Source organism: Pseudomonas marincola, from assembly GCF_900682675.2.
Lineage (GTDB): Bacteria > Pseudomonadota > Gammaproteobacteria > Pseudomonadales > Pseudomonadaceae > Aquipseudomonas > Aquipseudomonas marincola.
The window spans coordinates 2842066-2860049 of record NZ_LR215729.2; the positions used below are offsets into that span (position 1 = coordinate 2842066).

The 17984-nt window shown below is 56.9% G+C and carries 18 protein-coding genes and 4 tRNA genes; 8 read left to right on the forward strand and 14 right to left on the reverse strand.

What is annotated here, in order from left to right; all coding sequences use genetic code 11:
• Positions 1 to 7 precede the first annotated feature (7 nt).
• Genes sixA through PMYSY11_RS13220 form a run of 3 tightly spaced genes read right to left on the reverse strand, consistent with a single transcriptional unit; the run spans position 8 to position 1862 of the window.
• The gene (gene sixA / locus PMYSY11_RS13210) at positions 8 to 469 is read right to left on the reverse strand and encodes a phosphohistidine phosphatase SixA (protein WP_150549461.1); all 462 of its coding nucleotides are present in this window, start codon (positions 467 to 469) and stop codon (positions 8 to 10) included.
• 10 nt (positions 470 to 479) lie between these two features.
• The gene (locus PMYSY11_RS13215; protein WP_069898751.1) at positions 480 to 827 is read right to left on the reverse strand and encodes a DUF4389 domain-containing protein; all 348 of its coding nucleotides are present in this window, start codon (positions 825 to 827) and stop codon (positions 480 to 482) included.
• Positions 828 to 839: 12 nt separating this feature from the next.
• Positions 840 to 1862, reverse strand: coding sequence for an NAD(P)H-dependent glycerol-3-phosphate dehydrogenase (locus tag PMYSY11_RS13220; protein WP_150549462.1), 1023 nt, complete (start codon positions 1860 to 1862; stop codon positions 840 to 842).
• A 319-nt stretch (positions 1863 to 2181) separates the two neighbouring features.
• Between PMYSY11_RS13220 and PMYSY11_RS13225 the strand changes: the two genes are divergently transcribed.
• From PMYSY11_RS13225 to fabB, 3 genes are all read left to right on the forward strand, one after another.
• Positions 2182 to 4095, forward strand: a complete 1914-nt coding sequence (locus PMYSY11_RS13225; protein WP_150549463.1) for a response regulator — start codon at positions 2182 to 2184, stop codon at positions 4093 to 4095.
• 201 nt (positions 4096 to 4296) lie between these two features.
• Entirely contained in the window at positions 4297 to 4812 is a 516-nt protein-coding gene (fabA, locus tag PMYSY11_RS13230; RefSeq protein WP_069898754.1) for a 3-hydroxyacyl-[acyl-carrier-protein] dehydratase FabA, read from the forward strand.
• Positions 4813 to 4823: 11 nt separating this feature from the next.
• Positions 4824 to 6044 (forward strand): beta-ketoacyl-ACP synthase I, encoded by a 1221-nt coding sequence (gene fabB / locus PMYSY11_RS13235; protein WP_150549464.1) that lies wholly within the window; start codon positions 4824 to 4826, stop codon positions 6042 to 6044.
• Between the two features lie 84 nt (positions 6045 to 6128).
• Here the strand turns inward: fabB and PMYSY11_RS13240 are convergent, their stop codons facing one another.
• The gene (locus tag PMYSY11_RS13240) at positions 6129 to 6599 is read right to left on the reverse strand and encodes a DUF3859 domain-containing protein (RefSeq protein WP_150549465.1); all 471 of its coding nucleotides are present in this window, start codon (positions 6597 to 6599) and stop codon (positions 6129 to 6131) included.
• Positions 6600 to 6666: 67 nt separating this feature from the next.
• Positions 6667 to 7683 (reverse strand): amidohydrolase family protein, encoded by a 1017-nt coding sequence (locus PMYSY11_RS13245; RefSeq protein WP_069898758.1) that lies wholly within the window; start codon positions 7681 to 7683, stop codon positions 6667 to 6669.
• 165 nt (positions 7684 to 7848) lie between these two features.
• On the opposite strand from PMYSY11_RS13245, the gene PMYSY11_RS13250 reads away from it, so the two are divergent.
• Positions 7849 to 8709, forward strand: coding sequence for a pirin family protein (locus PMYSY11_RS13250; RefSeq protein ID WP_150549466.1), 861 nt, complete (start codon positions 7849 to 7851; stop codon positions 8707 to 8709).
• A 2-nt stretch (positions 8710 to 8711) separates the two neighbouring features.
• Here PMYSY11_RS13250 and PMYSY11_RS13255 read toward each other — a convergent pair whose 3' ends face one another.
• From PMYSY11_RS13255 to PMYSY11_RS13275, 5 genes are all read right to left on the reverse strand, one after another.
• A complete protein-coding gene (locus tag PMYSY11_RS13255; protein ID WP_069898762.1) occupies positions 8712 to 9497 on the reverse strand; it encodes a dienelactone hydrolase family protein in 786 nt (261 codons plus the stop codon).
• Positions 9498 to 9659: 162 nt separating this feature from the next.
• Positions 9660 to 9735 (reverse strand) — tRNA-Gly (locus PMYSY11_RS13260).
• 38 nt (positions 9736 to 9773) lie between these two features.
• Positions 9774 to 9849 (reverse strand) — tRNA-Glu (locus tag PMYSY11_RS13265).
• 74 nt (positions 9850 to 9923) lie between these two features.
• Positions 9924 to 9999, reverse strand: a tRNA-Gly gene (locus PMYSY11_RS13270).
• A gap of 29 nt (positions 10000 to 10028) precedes the next feature.
• Positions 10029 to 10104, reverse strand: a tRNA-Glu gene (locus tag PMYSY11_RS13275).
• A gap of 226 nt (positions 10105 to 10330) precedes the next feature.
• On the opposite strand from PMYSY11_RS13275, the gene PMYSY11_RS13280 reads away from it, so the two are divergent.
• The gene (locus tag PMYSY11_RS13280; protein WP_150549467.1) at positions 10331 to 11101 is read left to right on the forward strand and encodes a hypothetical protein; all 771 of its coding nucleotides are present in this window, start codon (positions 10331 to 10333) and stop codon (positions 11099 to 11101) included.
• Between the two features lie 107 nt (positions 11102 to 11208).
• Here the strand turns inward: PMYSY11_RS13280 and PMYSY11_RS13285 are convergent, their stop codons facing one another.
• A complete protein-coding gene (locus PMYSY11_RS13285; RefSeq protein ID WP_150549468.1) occupies positions 11209 to 11691 on the reverse strand; it encodes a GAF domain-containing protein in 483 nt (160 codons plus the stop codon).
• The gene (locus tag PMYSY11_RS13290) at positions 11688 to 12578 is read right to left on the reverse strand and encodes an ATP-binding protein (protein WP_090508529.1); all 891 of its coding nucleotides are present in this window, start codon (positions 12576 to 12578) and stop codon (positions 11688 to 11690) included. The genes PMYSY11_RS13285 and PMYSY11_RS13290 overlap by 4 nt, the downstream gene beginning before the upstream one ends.
• Before the next feature lie 117 nt (positions 12579 to 12695).
• On the opposite strand from PMYSY11_RS13290, the gene PMYSY11_RS13295 reads away from it, so the two are divergent.
• On the forward strand, positions 12696 to 15023 hold the full coding sequence (locus PMYSY11_RS13295) for a hybrid sensor histidine kinase/response regulator (RefSeq protein WP_150549469.1): 2328 nt from the start codon (positions 12696 to 12698) through the stop codon (positions 15021 to 15023).
• On the opposite strand, the gene PMYSY11_RS13300 is transcribed toward PMYSY11_RS13295, so the two are convergent.
• Complete coding sequence (locus PMYSY11_RS13300; RefSeq protein WP_150549470.1) at positions 14997 to 15464, reverse strand: MarR family winged helix-turn-helix transcriptional regulator; 468 nt, start codon at positions 15462 to 15464, stop codon at positions 14997 to 14999. The two genes, PMYSY11_RS13295 and PMYSY11_RS13300, sit on opposite strands and share 27 nt — an antisense overlap.
• Complete coding sequence (locus PMYSY11_RS13305) at positions 15461 to 15946, reverse strand: glutathione peroxidase (protein WP_150549471.1); 486 nt, start codon at positions 15944 to 15946, stop codon at positions 15461 to 15463. The genes PMYSY11_RS13300 and PMYSY11_RS13305 overlap by 4 nt, the downstream gene beginning before the upstream one ends.
• Positions 15947 to 16193: 247 nt before the next feature.
• On the opposite strand from PMYSY11_RS13305, the gene PMYSY11_RS13310 reads away from it, so the two are divergent.
• Together PMYSY11_RS13310 and PMYSY11_RS13315 are read left to right on the forward strand one after the other, a co-directional pair.
• Positions 16194 to 17405, forward strand: coding sequence for a pyridoxal phosphate-dependent aminotransferase (locus PMYSY11_RS13310; RefSeq protein WP_150549472.1), 1212 nt, complete (start codon positions 16194 to 16196; stop codon positions 17403 to 17405).
• Between the two features lie 68 nt (positions 17406 to 17473).
• Entirely contained in the window at positions 17474 to 17926 is a 453-nt protein-coding gene (locus PMYSY11_RS13315) for a hypothetical protein (RefSeq protein ID WP_069898776.1), read from the forward strand.
• The last annotated feature ends 58 nt before the right edge of the window (positions 17927 to 17984 follow it).

Sequence of the window (17984 nt, forward strand, 5' to 3'; positions counted from 1 at the left end):
ATTTAGCTCAGTGATCCTGATGCACCAACGCCAGCCGATCAAAACCGCCCGCAGCAAGAAACTCACCTTCAAGCTCGGCAAGGCTGGCGGTCTGCATCGGCAGCGGCTGCTGGCGATGGCCATGAATCAACCAGCCCGCTAGCGCACCGACCAGTGGCTGATGCGTCACCAGCAATAAATCGCGGCCTTCAAAAGGCCCAAGCTGCGCCAGAACGTCACGGGGATCATCATCGGGCGTCAGCCATGGCACCGTCTGCAAATCGCCCGCGAAACCAATGGCCTCGCGGACAATCTCAGCCGTTTGCTGGGCGCGCACATAAGGGCTCACCAAAATATGCTGCAGGGGTCGGCCACGCAGTTGCTCCGCGGCCAACAAGACTTGCGCCCTGCCCCGCGCTGTTAGCGGGCGCTGAGCATCGCTGGACGCATAAGGCTGCGCCTCACCGTGTCTTAATAGCCACAAACGCATAGCGGCGATCTCACAGTTTGGGTTCTTCGTCGCGCACTGGGTGTGGCGCCGGCGGTACACTGTGCGCCGCTTCACCTTCAGCCGGCTGAGCCACTGGCCAATCGGCGAATGGCCACGGCTTCTCATCCGTATTGAACGTGCCGAAACGACCGATTTGCGCCAAATACTGGCTGGTGCTGTCACCGATGCGCAGCAAGGTTGCATTCGGCGCACCGTAGAACAGACGGTAAACCAGCTGCACCAGCACAACCGTGCCGAGCACAAACACGGCCAACTGCCAGATAATGGTGAAGATCACCATCCACAATATCCGCAGCAAAATGGATTCGCGGTCGATTTCTTGGGCCTGATTGCTCATTGAGTGTCCCTCTTAAAAGCCGGTTGCTGGAATGAAGTCGACATCGGTTTTCGGCTCGGCAAGCATCAAGACGCCGATCACCTGCTTCAACGTTCGCCCTTCAAAAAGAATTGCATGCAAGCCAGTAACCAAAGGCATATAGACCTCCAGTTCCTCGGCACGCTCCTTGAGCACTTTGATGGTGTTCACGCCCTCGGCCACTTCGCCAAGGCGATCCACGGCCTCTTCCAGGCTCAAGCCCTCGCCCAGCGCGAAACCAACCTGATAGTTACGGCTTTTCGAAGACGAGCAGGTGACGATAAGGTCGCCAACCCCGGCAAGGCCGAGAAAGGTCATTGGATTGGCGCCCAGCTGAACGGCGAAACGCGTCATTTCCGCCAGCGCCCGGGTAATCAACATGCTTTTGGTGTTCTCGCCCATCCCCATCGCAGCAGCCATGCCGGCCATGATCGCGTAGACGTTTTTCAGCGCGCCGCCGAGCTCGACCCCAAAACGGTCACCACTGGCATAGACGCGAAACGTAGGGCCGTGAAGGACGGCTTGCACTTGCAGGCACAGGGCCTCGTCTTCACTGGCGATCACCGAAGCGGTTAGCGCACCTTCTGCCACTTCACGGGCCAAATTAGGGCCGGAAAGCACTCCAATGCGCGCATCTGGGGCAATATCTTCAAGGATCTGGCTCATCAGCTTGAAGCTCTTGGCTTCGATGCCCTTGGTGGTGCTCACCAGAATCTTACCCGCCAATTGCTCTGCAACGGGTTGCAGGGCCTGACGCAGCGCACTCGACGGCAGAGCAACGAAAATAACCTCGGCGCTTTGCACTGCGCGTTCGAGGTCGGTTAATGGCTCAATGCCGGGCAATATCTTGATGCCCTTGAGGTAACGCGGGTTTTCCCCATTTTGTTTTATCGCTTCAACCTGCTCAGGATCACGCATCCAGTGCAGTACAGGCTGACCGTTTTGGGCTAGCAGGTTGGCAATTGCGGTGCCGAAGCTGCCGCCGCCGAGTACGGCGATAGGTTGCTGCTCAGTCATAACAAGTCCGTAGTTAGCCATGTGCCATGGCGATCTAAACGCATTATACGGGCCATAAACCTCTCGGCCAGCACTTGCTCTAACCCAATGCCTTAGCCAACATAGAACGTCGGCCTGTCAGGACTGCTGAAACACGCGCCCCGCAGGCAGAAAACGTCTAATAATCAGGATCACTTATGAGCACCGGCCGCACACTCAACTCAGGCAAACCGTGCCATGCGCGTTAACACGCCGGCAAGGTTGCCATGTATTGCCAGGGCGCAGCACCTGCGCGCAGTCGCCCGCAACGCCTTTAATCCCGCCGACGTGCAGCTCAGCCATGACACTTAATCGTCACTGGAGCATACACACGCGCATCCAGCTGATCAGCATCGGCCCGGCGTTGCTGGTCACAATATTGCTGATCAGTTATTTCACTTATTCACGCCTTGGGGATTTGCGCGAAACATTGCGCAGCAACGGTCAGTTGATTGCCGATCACCTAGCCCCGGCCTCCGCGCATGGCATGGAAGAAGACAACCTCGGCGCGCTCGACGCCTTGCTGGAAAGCGCCCTGAGTAATCCGTATGTGCGCTTTCTTGAGATACGCGACGCCCAGAACAACGTGTTGCTGTATCGCGAAAAAGGCCAGTCGACAGAGCATGCGCCTGCCAACCTGATGGTGTTTGAGGCGCCAGTCGAGCACAGCCCACTGGCATTGGGTAAGGCCACAGACACTCGCAACAGCCCCCACGTTCTGGGCAAGGTCACCGTCGGCGTGAGCGATGAGGTGCTGCGCCAACAACAGCACGATGCACTGATCAAAGCTGCACTGCTGGCGCTGATGGCATTGATTCTGGCCTTCATTGTGGCGCGTCATCTTGCCCGGCGCTTGTCCAGGCCGATCAGCTCGATGGTTAACGCCGTCACCGAAATATCCGCAGGCAATTACCAGGCGCATATCACCGAGCCAGACAATACCGAACTCGGCACTTTGGCGCGGCATATCAACAGCCTGGCGAAAAGCCTCGATCATACGGGCCGCGAACATCAGCAAGCCTTCGCCGAACTCCTGCAAACACGCGAAGAAGCCGAACAGGCCAACCGCGCCAAGTCGGATTTCCTGGCCATGATGAGCCACGAGTTGCGCACGCCAATGAATGGCGTGCTGGGCATGTTGCAGCTACTTGAAACCACCGACATGAACGATGAGCAGCAGGAATACAACGCGCTTGCCGTCGAGTCGACTGAGCACCTGCTTAAAGTCATCAACGATATTCTGGATTTCTCCCGTATCGAGCGCCGTGCCATCGAGCTTGAGTATTTGTCGTTCAATCTTCAGCAACTGCTCAACAACTCGCTGCAGGCATTCCAGCACACCGCCAAACAGTTGGGGTTAGAGCTGATCATGGATGCACAACCGGGGCTGGAACTGATCGAGGTCAAGGCGGACCCAACGCGCATCCGCCAGATTGTCGTCAACCTGATCGGCAATGCCCTGAAGTTCACTCAACAGGGCAGCGTGACCTTGAAGACCCGGTGGCAACAGCTGGACGATCAGGTGCTGTGGTTCAGCTGTTCGGTCAGCGACACTGGCATTGGTATTGCACCCGAACAGCTTGAGCATATGTTCAGCCCTTTTCAGCAGGCGGACAGTTCGATATCAAGACGTTACGGGGGCACGGGATTGGGTTTGTCGATTGCTAAAACCCTCGCAGAATGCATGAGCGGCAGTCTGGTCGCCGTGAGCAAGCAGGGCCATGGCTCAACATTCACCCTCGAATTACCGCTGCCATTCACACACCAGTCACAACAGCCGGTCAACTTATCGCAGAAACCATTGCCCAATAACCATCACCACGTGCTGCTGGTTGAAGACAACCCGGTCAATCAGACGGTGATCGAGGCCATGTTACGCAGCCTGGGCTATAAGGTTGATCTGGTCGAAGATGGCGCCCAAGCTGTAAGCATGCAAAACCATCAACGCTACGCAGCCATTTTGATGGATTGCCGCTTGCCAGTGATGGATGGCTACGAAGCGACGCGGCAGATACGTCAGCTAAAACATTGCAAAAAGTTGCCCATAATCGCGCTCACCGCCAATGCGCTACAGGGTGACAGAGAGGCCTGTTTGAACGCGGGAATGAACGATTACCTTGCAAAACCGTTCAAAAGAGCAGACCTGCACAAAGTACTTGAACGCTGGCTGAATGCTCAAAATAGTGAGCACGGTCAGTCGGAGGAATCGACTTAAGACTTGTCTACTAGAGACAAACGGTCCGCATTTCAGGGAGAATAGGCACAGAACGGTGTACAACTGTACTCACAAGCGCTGTGACTTTCACTACAACGCAATAGTCTATGACTAAGCTACTGGCCCAAGCACATTATTCGCTGAATGCCAGTGAAGACCATACGCCCAACCTTGGCGCGTGGGGATTATTGAGGAGCTCGCATGACCAAACAAAACGCCTTCACCCGGGAAGACCTGTTGCGCTGCAGCCGCGGCGAACTGTTCGGCCCAGGTAATGCGCAACTACCTGCCCCAAACATGTTGATGATGGACCGTATCGTCCATATCAGTGAAACCGGTGGCAAGTACGGCAAGGGCGAGATCGTCGCTGAACTCGATATCACCCCTGATCTATGGTTCTTTGCGTGCCACTTCGAAGGTGATCCGGTTATGCCGGGCTGCCTCGGTCTTGACGCCATGTGGCAGCTGGTAGGTTTCTACCTGGGCTGGCAAGGCAATCCGGGCCGCGGGCGCGCTCTGGGTTCAGGTGAAGTTAAGTTCTTCGGCCAGGTATTGCCGACCGCGAAAAAACTCACCTACACCCTGCACATCAAACGCACTATCACCCGTTCGCTGATCCTGGCCATCGCCGATGGTACGGTCAGTGTTGATGGCCGTGAAATTTATAGTGCAGAAGGCCTGCGCGTCGGCCTGTTCACATCCACCGACAGCTTCTGAAGGATTTTTCCATGCGCCGTGTCGTGATTACCGGTCTGGGCATTGTTTCTTGCCTAGGCAATGACAAAGAAACCGTCTCAGCCAACCTCCGCGCTGGTAAGGCTGGTATCCGTTTTAACCCTGCCTATGCCGAAATGGGCCTGCGCAGTCATGTTTCCGGCTCCATCGACCTCAACCTTGAAGAAGTAATCGACCGCAAGATCTTACGCTTCATGGGCGATGCAGCTGCCTTTGCCTACCTCTCCATGGATGCGGCAATCAAAGATTCAGGCCTGAGCCCGGAAGACGTTTCAAACCCGCGCACCGGCTTGATCGCAGGTTCCGGTGGTGCTTCGACGCTGAATCAGATGGAAGCCATCGACACCCTGCGCGAGAAAGGCGTCAAGCGTGTCGGGCCTTACCGTGTAACCCGTACCATGGGCAGCACCGTATCGGCCTGCCTGGCCACGCCATTCAAGATCAAGGGCGTGAACTATTCGGTCTCCTCGGCTTGCGCAACCAGTGCTCACTGCATTGGTCAGGCCATGGAGCAGATCCAGCTCGGCAAACAAGATATTGTCTTTGCCGGCGGCGGTGAAGAAGAGCACTGGAGCCAGAGCTGCCTGTTTGATGCCATGGGCGCCCTCTCCACCCAATACAACGACACGCCAGAGAAAGCTTCGCGTGCCTACGACGCCAAGCGTGACGGCTTCGTCATCGCCGGTGGCGGCGGCATGGTTGTGGTCGAAGAGCTCGAGCACGCACTGGCCCGTGGCGCCAAGATCTACGCCGAAGTGATTGGCTACGGCGCAACATCCGATGGCTACGACATGGTTGCGCCAAGCGGTGAAGGTGCTATTCGCTGCATGCAGCAAGCCCTCGCGACGGTTGACACACCGATCGACTACCTCAACACCCACGGCACCTCCACGCCGGTTGGTGATGTGGCCGAAATGCGTGGCGTGCGTGAAGTCTTCAAGGACAAAGCGCCAGCCATCAGCTCGACCAAGAGCTTGTCGGGGCACTCTCTGGGCGCCGCAGGCGTGCAGGAAGCCATTTACTGCATGCTGATGATGGAAGGTAAGTTCATCGCCGGCTCAGCCAACATCGAAGAACTCGACCCGGAAGTGGCGGACCTGCCAATTGCCCTCGAAACGCGCGAAAACGTTGAGCTCAACACCGTGATGAGCAACAGCTTCGGCTTCGGTGGCACCAACGCTACGCTGGTTCTGCAACGCTGGACCGGCAAGTAAGTACGTGCAGCTGTAACCACGGCTGATGTCGTACAAAAAAGGGGCGCTTTAAGCGCCCCTTTTTAATGCCTGCGATTAATCCGATCAGCGCACGGTGAAACGCTGTTCAAGCAGCTTTCGGTCGCCCTGAAACACCATGAACTGCCACTCGCCTGGCACGATTTCATAGGTTTCAGTGAACTCATACGCCATGACGTCATTCTTCACATCAGCCGCGACTTCCTGCTGCACCACGAACTTGTCATGGCGCTTGCCGTCCGGTGTGATCACGCCCGGCGTGAGATACAGCAGCGTCAACGGCTCTTCGCCCTTGCTTTTGCCACTCAACTGGTAGCGCACGCCAAACTTGCTGCCCAGCTTCGCCGGCACAACCTCTGTGCGCTCCATCGGCCGACCGGCCTGACCGAGAATTCGCTCGCCAGACTTGAACTCTTTGTAGTCGCTCGGAAAAACGCCGTACTCGACCGGGCCTTCGACCCGGACCTCAGCGTGCGTAGCCGTTGCAAAGGTCAGGCAGGCCACACTCAACAGTGCCGGCAATCGGGAGTAAAACATGATGCGCTCCTTGTTTTAGATCCCGCGAGCCTATGACAACCTCATGACAAGCCGATGACAACTGCTGTTAGCGACCCTCCTGCCCCGCGACCTCAGCCTGAACCTTGCGCGGCAATACGGCGAGGAAATTATCGCGGGCAACCTGCTGAGCAACCGCCTCGGGAAGCGCATCGAGAAACGGATCGAACTCAGACATGATTTTGCCCACATTGTCGAAACGCCCCACCACATCTGATCCCAGCATGAAGCGCGCCGGGTAACTACTCACCAACTGCACCCACTCAGGGTCCGGATTGCCGTCAGCGTCGAGCAAGTAAGGGTGCAAAACCGTCCACGAAAGGTCGATATAAAGATTCGGGTATTGCTCAAGCATCCGCGTGATCGTGGGCAGAAGGAAATCCAGCTTCTTCTGATGGCGATGAATCTCTTTACTGGTGCCCGCGTGCGCCCAAATGAATCGCACGTTCGGATGATTGCGCAGCGCGGTCTCGACCTCCTCCAGGTACAGCGGATTATCTTCGCGCTTGGAGGTGATATTCGAGTGCAGCATCACCGGCAAATCATATTCGGCAGCCAGATGATAAATACGCGCCAGCGCCTCGTTATCGGCGCGCGGCGTTTCCCCGTCGATCAATGACGTCAGGTCATCGTGGCGGGTGAAAATCTCACCAATGCCCTGCCAGAGCCCCGGGTCCAGCTCCAGCATTTGCCGCACCAGCGCATCGGCATTCTTGTCGTTCGGATTGATCCCCGACAAGAACGGATGAAAACGCTCACGCTGCTCGGCCGGAAGACGCTTGTAGGCGCTGGCAATGAACGTATCGGTGGCGCTGAACCAATAAGCACCCGCGTCATCCCCGGCGTAATAGCGTGGACGCTTGGGCTCATCCTCATGCCACTTCTTGGCCACCGGGATACCGGACAACATCACATGATCAATTCTGCCTTCAGCCATCTTGCTGAACAGCTCATCCATTCCAGCCGTTTCCTGAAAGAAATCGACGTAATGCAGATGCGCATCACTGTAGTGATACTCACGCGCCTGCGCGCCCGCAGAAAGCGCCGCAACCAACAACAAACCCATTCGAGATAACCGCAAATGCCTACACTCCATGTGATCTACGCAAAATAGACTCAATGATGCACGCCAAGTTCAGCAGCCTGCTTTCACGTGCCAAACGCACCGATCAATCAGGTATTTGCTACTGTGCGCTAACCGCCCAAACAACTGCAGCCGAGACCACAGAAGATGAGCGCACCGCTGTCGATCCAGCCACGCAAGGACACCGTCGAAGGGCACCCGATTTTGCGCCCACTGCCCAGCGCCAAGTGCCGCAGCATCGGCCCTTTCGTATTCTTCGATCACATGCTTGAACATGACTATGCGCCCGGCAGCGGTATGAGTATCGACCAACATCCGCACATCGGCCTGTCGACCCTGACCTATCTGTTCGAGGGCAACTTGCAGCACAAAGACAGCCTGGGCTCCGATCAAATTGTCAGCCCCGGCGATGTAAGCTGGATGACCGCAGGCAAAGCAGTCGCCCACGTCGAGCGCACCCCTGAAACGCTCAAGCAAAGCGGCGGCAAATTACACGGTTTGCAGGTCTGGCTCGCCCTGCCCGCCAGTGAAGAACTTTGCGATCCCAGCTACACCCACTACCCGGCGGACAGCCTGCCGGTAAGCGATGGGCTTGGGGTTCGCATTTGCCTGATTGCCGGTACTGGCTTTTGCCTGGAGTCGCCCGTCAATGTGCGCTCAGCCACGCTTTACGCCGATATCCAAATGCAGGCCGGTTCGACCCTGGCGATTCCTGACGAGCACCCAGAGCGGGCGATCTATTTATTGTCAGGCGAGGCATTGCTGTACGACACGCCCATCGCGGCGCAGCAACTTGTGGTGCTGCCGGCCGGGCAACTGATGACGGTCACGGCGTGCAGCGAATGCCACTGGGTGATCATTGGCGGAACGCCTATTGGAGCGCGGCGGATCAATTGGAATTTTGTTGCCAGCGATGCGGCGCTTATCGATCAGGCGCGTGCACGCTGGGCAAACGAAGACTGGCCCAGCGTGCGAGGCGAGACCCGGCGTATTGCCCTGCCGCGCTGACCTCAGGGTGCGACAAACACTTCATCAAGCAGATTGTGCATGGCCTTGAATGAACGGGCCGCGACCAACGGATGATATTGGTTGCGCCCCGGCACATTGGCGTCCGGATTGGTAAATGAATGCACGGCGCCGCCGTAACTGACCAGTTGCCAGTCAGCCTTGGCCGACTTCATTTCGGCGACGAAACCATCGACCTGAGCCTGCGGCACAGACGGATCATCGGCGCCATGCAACACCAACACCGGCGCCTTGATGTTCTTGGCATCGTCTGGATTAGGCGTATCCAAATTACCGTGGAATGACACGAACGCTTTTAAATCAGCCCCGGAGCGGGCCAGTTCGAGCACTGTTCCGCCGCCAAAACAAAAACCGATCGCGCCCAGCCTGCTGGCATCCAACGCCACACCCGCACCCTCAGCCTTGAGCACTTCGACGGCTGACTGCGCGCGCTTGCGCATCATTGCCCGGTCGGCACGCACCGCACCTGCGGCCTTGCCCGCCTCTTCCGGGTTGGTTGGACGGATAGACTTGCCATACATGTCCGCGACGAACACCACATACTTGTCACCCGCAACCAGAGCGGCCTTTTTCGCAGCATTCTCGGTTACGCCCAGCCAGTTAGGCACCATCAGCAAACCGGGGCGCGGCGTTTTGATACTCTGATCATAAACCAGCAAGCCCTCGTACTCGGCACCGTCAATTTCATAACCCACTGTTTTAGCCACCATTTCGGCGTTGGCAAGGCTGCTGATACCCAGCAGTGCATAGGGAAGAATCGACTTGATCATGACAAAGGCTCCACTGGCAAATGATCATCCAACAGTAGACGCACTCAGGCGCAATACCAAGTGTTCGCGACGGGCACAGAATATTCAGGAGAAAGCCGTAATCGGCATATATAAATCGCAGGCACAAAAAAGCCGCTCTATTGAGCGGCTTTTTTGTTTATTTGGAGCGGGAAACGAGACTCGAACTCGCGACCCCGACCTTGGCAAGGTCGTGCTCTACCAACTGAGCTATTCCCGCAATTTACAGCACGCTAAACAACAGCGCTTACAACAAAATGGCGTCCCCTAGGGGACTCGAACCCCTGTTACCGCCGTGAAAGGGCGGTGTCCTAGGCCACTAGACGAAGGGGACCTTGAACTTTTATTCGTTCGATCAAGTTACCTTAATCAAACACGACGATGGCTTTCAAGCATCACCGCAAAATTTGGAGCGGGAAACGAGACTCGAACTCGCGACCCCGACCTTGGCAAGGTCGTGCTCTACCAACTGAGCTATTCCCGCAATACAACTTGGTATGCCACTTTTTAAAGTGGCGTCCCCTAGGGGACTCGAACCCCTGTTACCGCCGTGAAAGGGCGGTGTCCTAGGCCACTAGACGAAGGGGACATTGCCCGGATATCACTACATGCCATCCGACTTCACTAGGCTTCGTCTTTCAACATTGCGCTAAGAAGTGGCGCGCATTCTATGGAGCCAGAAGCAACTCGTCAACACTTCTGTAAAAATTTTTTAAAATCAAAGACTTCACCCGCTAATTCAGCCCCACACTACCCACTTATAAAGCCTAGGCACTACACTCGGGCAAAATCTAAGCACTGCACGGAGCTGAGAGATGTCGCCCCTGGTCATTACCATTCTTGTTGTATCGGGCATTGGCCTGCTCATTGCCATTGCCTACTGTAACCACTGGGTGGAGCGCAAAAAGCTCGAAACCTCACGGCGCACCTCGGAGTTGAATGATCGCATCCAGCGCTGTAGCGGTCTGTCCGACGCCCTGCCCGGCCAGCTTATGTCGGCCGATCTCAAGCTGCTGCTCAGCCGCCTGCAATTGCACTTCGTCAATCAGCTTCTGCTGCTCGACAAAAAAAACCAGAGCGCGATCAGCCGCAAGCAAGCACTCACCCAGCAATTGTCTCTGGGCCAGGACATTGTTCTGAATAACCCGCTGCAGGCAATCAACTCTGAGCCGCGCGGCAATGAAGTGCGCCAGCAACTGGAAAACCTGCATACGCTGATCCTGCGCAGCGCCAAGGATGGCGCCCTGAGCGTGCAGGAAGCCAAACACTGGCAAGGCGAAGTGCAACACCTGCTGGCGCAAATGCATATAGAGCTGTTCAGCAGCATCGGGCGCCTGGCCTTGCAGAACGGCCAGCCTGGCAGAGCGCGACGGGCATTTGAGCAAGGCGTGCAAATGCTGCATAAGCAACCTTCACCGGAGCGCTACCAGCGCGCAATTGAGAAGTTGCAAGCGCAACTCGAGCAGGCCAACAGCCAACTGGTCGAAACCTCGCCAGCGCCGCTTGCCGAAGACAGCGAACTGAATGCCGGTCTCAAAGGCCTTGAAACCGAAGAGGACTGGAAGAAGAAGTCGATCTACGACTAGCCGCAATGAGCTGGGGAGCAAGCTAACGGGCTGCTGGATGAAACCGCAGAATCAAATAATCCATAAAAAAGCCCGGTGATCCGGGCTTTTTGTTGCGTGCAATCGCTTCAGATATCCGTGGCCTGCACAAACACCTCGACCATCTGCTCAATCCCGCGCTGATCTGCCTCGGAGAAGCGCCCCACATTCGGGCTATCGAGATCAAGCACGCCGATCAGCCGCCCGTCCTTGATCACCGGCACCACCAACTCACTGTTGGACGCGCTGTCGCAAGCGATGTGGCCAGCAAAGGCATGCACATCTTCTACCCGCTGCGTAAGCCGGGTAGCAGCCGCAGCGCCGCAGACGCCCCGGCCGAACGGGATGCGCACACACGCCACCTTGCCCTGGAACGGGCCAAGCACCAGTTCCTCACCGCGCGCCAGATAAAAGCCAGCCCAGTTGAGGTCGGCTACCTCCTGAAACAGAAACGCCGAAAACTGCGCCGCATTGGCAATAAAGTCCCGCTCACCCGCGAGCAACGCCTGCAACTGCGCCACCTGCAAGGCATACCCGGCCAACTCATCACTCGCCCGTGGTAACTCGATCACTTATTGGCTCCCAAAAGCTGTAGACCCACCCACTGGCGGGCAAATTGATAGGCGCAACGGCCATTGCGATTACCCCGCCCACCGGCCCAGCGTACCGCTGTCACCTCAAGCGCCTCGTCCCACTGCCATTGCAGGCCAGACTTTGCTGCCAGCACCTCGATCCAATGGCGAACCACTTGCAGGTAGTGCGGCTGGGTGAACGGATAAAACGACAACCAAAGGCCGAAACGATCGGACAACGCCACGGTATCCTCTACCGCTTCGGTTGGATGCACCTCACCGTCGACCAGCTGATAGTCGGCGTTGTCACTCATTTTCTCGGGAACCAGATGCCGGCGGTTGGAGGTCGCGTAGAGCAGCACGTTATCGGGTGCGCGCTCCAGCGAGCCATCCAGCACCGTTTTGAGTATCCGAAAATCACCTTCGCCGGCACTGAATGACAAATCATCACAGAACAGCACAAAACGCTGCGGCAACTTGCTGAGCAGTTCGACCACGCGCGGCAGATCAGCCAGATGATCACGCTCGATCTCTATCAGGCGTAATCCCTGCGCGGCGTGCTCGCTCAGCAGCGCACGCACCAGCGATGACTTGCCGGTGCCTCGGGAGCCCCAGAGTAACGCATGGTTAGCTGGCATCCCTTGTAAGAACTGGCGGGTATTGCCGGCCAGTTGGTCGCGCTGCTTGTCTACCCCAATAAGATCAGCCAGGCCCATATCGAGGCTGACTTCCAGAGGCTGCAAATAACCACTACGCCCTTCGCGATGCCAACGCGCTGCCACCGTTTGCTGCCAGTCAATTTCGATAGGCGGCGCCGGAAGCAAAGGCTCAAGACGGGCCAATACCGACTCGGCACGGCGTAAAAAATCACTCAACTGAGAGTCCACAACTTGCTCCTCTGTTAGCCAACTGCAACCACCACCGCACCCTTAGGCCGGGCGAATAAGCTATCCTAGCGCCATTAATTGATTGAACGAATGGATCGAAACGGGACCCACACTCGCATGGATATCGCGCTTACCCAACGCCTGTCATTCAAACAGGCTGGCCTTGCGGTTCTGGTTGCCTTCATCCTGGGAACGACATTAAGTCTGTTTCAGGTTGCCATTGATTATGCCAGCGAAGATGCCTCGATAAATCAGCAGATCAACTCGCTGATGGAAATCAGCCGAAATCCGGCCTCAAGAATCGCCTATAACATCGACTCCGAACTGGCTCAGGAACTGGTGCTCGGCTTATTGGCGTCGCCCGCGGTGGTGCATGCGCAAATAGTTGACAACAACAATCAAGTACTGGGCGAAGCCAGACGCGCGCCCAGTGAAAGCCCTTACCGGCCCATCAGCGACTTTCTGTTCGATGCGCAACGGACCTTCGAGGTTCACCTCAGCGTTAGCCACGCACCGCACGAAAACCTCGGTGTAATGCGCCTCGACATCGACACTTACGCCTACGGCAGCCACTTTTTACGGCGCTCGCTGCTGACATTTCTCAGCGGGTTTGCGCGCAGCTTGTTGCTTTCGCTGTTCTTGCTGGTGTTGTTCTACTTCACACTCACCAAGCCGCTGATCCGGGTTATTCGCGCGATCAACAACCGCCGCCCCAACAGCTCCCTGGCCTATCAGCTGGAATACCCGGCCGGCCATGAGCGTGATGAAATCGGCTTGCTGGTGAATGCAACCAATCGACAATTCGCCGCCATTGCCCGGGAAACCCAGCAGCGTCAGGACGCTGAAAGTCGCCTGACCAACTACCTCAATGAGCTGGAGAATATCGTCTCCGCGCGCACCCTCGAATTGAAAGCCAGCAACGATCGCCTGCTCGACACCAATCGCGAACTGGAACTCGCGCAGGAAGCCACGCTGCGCATGTCACAGGCGCGTTCGGCGTTTATGGCCAACATGAGTCACGAGATCCGCACGCCCCTCAACGGCCTGCTCGGCATGCTGGCGTTGTCGCTCGATGGCCCGCTCACCAACCAGCAGCGCCAGCAACTGACGATTGCCAATCGCTCGGGCAAGGTGCTGGTCGACCTGCTCAACAGCGTGCTTGATTTGTCCAAGTTCGAAGCCGGACAAATGGAACTCGAAGCCATCCCGTTCGACATGGCGACGATGATCGAAGACACCGCCAGCCTGCTTTCGCAAAGCGCCGCGGTGAATGTCGAGTTGACGTGCCTGATTGATCCGAGTATGCCGGCTCAGGTGATTGGCGACCCGACCCGCGTGCGCCAGATCATCAGCAACTTGCTCTCCAACGCACTCAAATTCACCCGGTTCGGCCGGGTTGATGTGCGCCTCAAGCGAATCGGCGGTGGCGTGCAATTAACTGTGCGCGACACCGGCATTGGTATCGCTGAAGACGCTCAGGCGCGAATCTTCCAGCCGTTCATGCAGGCCGGCGCGGACATTACCCGCCAGTTTGGTGGCACCGGCCTCGGTCTGGCGCTGACGCATCACCTGTGCAAAGCCATGAAAGGCCAGCTCAGTCTGGTTTCAAAACCGGGCTTCGGCTCGACCTTCTGCGCCGAACTGCCGCTGCTCGGCCATTTACCGCCCGAGCAGCCCGCACCACTCAAGGGCAAGGTGCTTGCTTTGACGTCGAAGCATTCCGGCCTGAGCGATTTGCTCAGCAGTCAGCTACCAGCCTGGGGGCTTGAATACACGCGCCTGGACACCGACGCCAGCCTGCTTGGCTTGAACCCGGACCTGATTATCAGCGACTGTCCCGAATGCCTGTATGGCATGCGCCCGAATACCCGGACGCCTATTTTGCTGGTGACAGCCTACGGCAGCTTCCTGGGCAATGATCAGATTGCCGCCTTGTTCCCTCTCGAACAATTGGCGCGGCCACTTTCACGCAAAGCGCTTTACGAGAGCGTGCAGCGCACGTGCAGCCAAACGCCAACCCGCGAAGAGTTGAGCACGCACAGGCCAAACGTCGCCTCAGGCCCAAATCCTCAAGTGCTGTTAGTGGAAGACAATCTGGTCAATCAGTTAGTCGCCAAGGGCATGCTCAGCAAGTACGGCTGCGATGTGATTGTGGCAGCCGATGGCGCGCAGGCGTTGCAGCAACTGCAAAAGCATCCAGTTGATCTGGTGTTGATGGATTGCAACATGCCAGTGATGGACGGCTACGAAGCCACCCGTTTGATCAGGCGCAATGGCATGCATCCCGGCTTGCCAATTATCGCCCTCACGGCCAACGCCATGCCTGACGAGCGCGAGCGTTGTCAGGCCGCAGGCATGGACGACTATCTGGCCAAACCGATCCACCGTGAAGCGCTGGAGCAATTACTCAATCGCTGGCTACGACGTGACGAAACGCTGGAGTAATTGCGCCAGATTCTGGCGCAGCGCAACCATCTCATCTTCCTCTGCACCGTGCAGGCACAGCAGTTCGTTGCGCAGCGGCAACACTTGTTCGCGCAACTGGCTGCCCGCTTCGGTGAGCTGTATGTGAACTTCGCGCTCATCACGAACCGAACGCTGACGCGATACAAAACCGAGCTGTTCGAGGCGTTTGAGCAGCGGCGTCAACGTGCCGGAGTCGAGTAACAAGCGCTCGCCCAGCGCCTTCACCGTCGGCTGTTCAGGCGCTTGAACCTGCCACTCCCAGAGCACCAGCATGGCCAGATACTGCGGATAGGTCAGATTCAGCTGGTCGAGCATCGGCTTGTAGGCACGAATGAGAGCCCGCGAAGCCGCATAAAGCTTGAAGCACAACTGGTTATCCAGCAGCAGCGATGCGTCACCTAAATGGGCCTGGATATTCATTTCAGCAGCGCTTCGATTTCACCTGTCAGGTCTTCAGGCTTGGTCGCAGGAGCAAAACGCTTGACCTGCTGGCCATCGGCGCTGATCAGGAACTTGGTGAAATTCCACTTGATGCCCTGGCTGCCGAGCAGGCCCGGTGCGCGTTTTTTCAGCTCAGTGAACAGCGGATGGGCATCGTTGCCATTCACATCAATTTTCTTGAACAGCGGAAAACTCACACCATAGTTGAGCTCGCAAAACGACGAGATAGCGCCTTCATCGCCCGGTTCCTGCTTACCGAACTGGTTGCAGGGGAAGCCGAGAATCACCAAGCCTTGATCCTTGTACGCCTCCCAGAGCTTTTCCAGCCCTTTGTACTGAGGGGTGAAACCGCACTTGCTGGCAGTGTTAACAACCAGCAACGCTTTACCGGAAAAGTCGGCCAAGGTTTTTTGCTCGCCCTTGATGGTCGTACAAGGGATGCTCAGCAGATTGTTGCTCATGGTGGTTTCCGCGCAATGAATGAGTGAACCCATAAAATAGCGCTCGATTAAATTGCGTGCAATTTATATTACCTATCATCACCAGCGGATTTACCCCGATATAGCCTGCGATGAGAAAATTCGACGCAGTCCCTTTGCCACAAACCAGACGCGACGTATTATTCGCAGCACTTTATTAGCGCAGTCCTCGCTCAGCTCAAGCCTGCAGCAACCACTGCCCCGCCTCTTCACTTCAGGATCGGTTCACATGCAGTTCAGCAAATCGAACAAGCTTGCCAACGTCTGTTATGACATTCGCGGTCCCGTCCTCAAGCACGCCAAGCGTCTGGAAGAAGAAGGCCAGCGCATTCTCAAGCTGAACATCGGCAACCCGGCTCCCTTCGGCTTCGAAGCGCCGGAAGAAATTCTGCAGGACGTGATCCGCAACCTGCCGACAGCGCAGGGTTACAGCGATTCAAAAGGCTTGTTCAGTGCCCGCAAAGCGGTCATGCAGTACTACCAGCAGAAAAACGTCGAAGGCATCGGCATCGAGGACATCTACCTCGGCAACGGCGTTTCCGAACTGATCGTGATGGCCATGCAGGCGCTGCTCAACAATGGCGATGAAATACTGATCCCGGCGCCCGACTATCCGCTCTGGACAGCCTCGGTGGCGCTTTCGGGCGGCAAGCCCGTGCATTATCTGTGCGACGAGCAAGCTGGCTGGTTCCCGGACATCGCCGACATGCGCGCCAAGATCACGCCGAACACCAAGGCATTGGTGCTGATCAACCCGAACAACCCGACGGGCGCGGTGTACTCCAAAGAAGTGCTCGCGGACATCGTCGAGTTGGCGCGCCAGCACAATCTGGTGATCTTCTCGGACGAAATCTACGACAAGATTCTCTATGATCAGGCTCAGCACATCTGCACCGCTTCGCTGGCGCCCGACGTGCTTTGCCTGACCTTCAACGGCCTGTCGAAGTCTTACCGCATTGCCGGTTTCCGCTCTGGCTGGGTGGCCATCAGCGGCCCGAAACACCGCGCGCAAAGCTACATCGAAGGCATCGATATTCTGGCCAACATGCGCCTTTGCGCCAACGTGCCGAGCCAGCACGCGATCCAGACCGCACTGGGCGGTTATCAGAGCATCAATGATCTGGTACTGCCGAACGGCCGGCTGTTGGAACAACGCAACCGCACCTGGGAATTGCTCAACGATATTCCCGGCGTCAGCTGCGTAAAACCGATGGGCGCGCTGTACGCATTCCCGAAAATTGATCCGAAAGTCTGCCCGATCCATAACGATGAAAAATTCGTGCTCGATCTGCTGCTCTCCGAAAAACTGCTGGTGGTTCAGGGCACCGCGTTCAACTGGCCGTGGCCGGATCATTTCCGCGTCGTCACCCTGCCCCGGGTCGATGAACTGGAAATGGCAATCGGTCGGATCGGCAACTTCCTGAAAAGCTACAAGCAGTAATCCTCAAGCCCGGTGGCAAACTCTGCGACCGGGCTTTTTTGTAAGTGATGACGTCTCAAGTTGGGCCCATGGATTTACACATCGACGATTTCTACAAAGACGCCGCCGCCACCTTGCTGATGCTGTATCAGGCCTTTCCGCGCAAGATTGCGGTGTATGTCGAAGACCTGATCGGCCGCGAAGAACCCGATGAATATGGCTTGCCGAGTAAGCGTCATCTGGGCTGCCTGAGCACCATGCTGTGGCTGGCAGATGAAGGTTTTATCCGCTACGAAACCACCATCAGCTACGACGCCATGGATCAAGCCGTGCTCACCGAACGGGGCTTTTTGAATCTCACCCGCAGCGTGCCACACGTGGTCAGTAACGAGCCGGCACTGCCGCCCAGCGTGCGCCGTACCCAGGCGACACTGGCCTATCAGCTTCGTGACGCGATGAGTCAACAACACAGTGAACGTATTGTCCGACTCAGCCGTCTACTCTTCGCCAATGCCGCGCCCGTCGAGCACGACACAGTTTGAAATAGTCGCCGAGTTGAAGTGTTCGATGCGCCCCCTTATATAGCCCTGTATTCAGTAG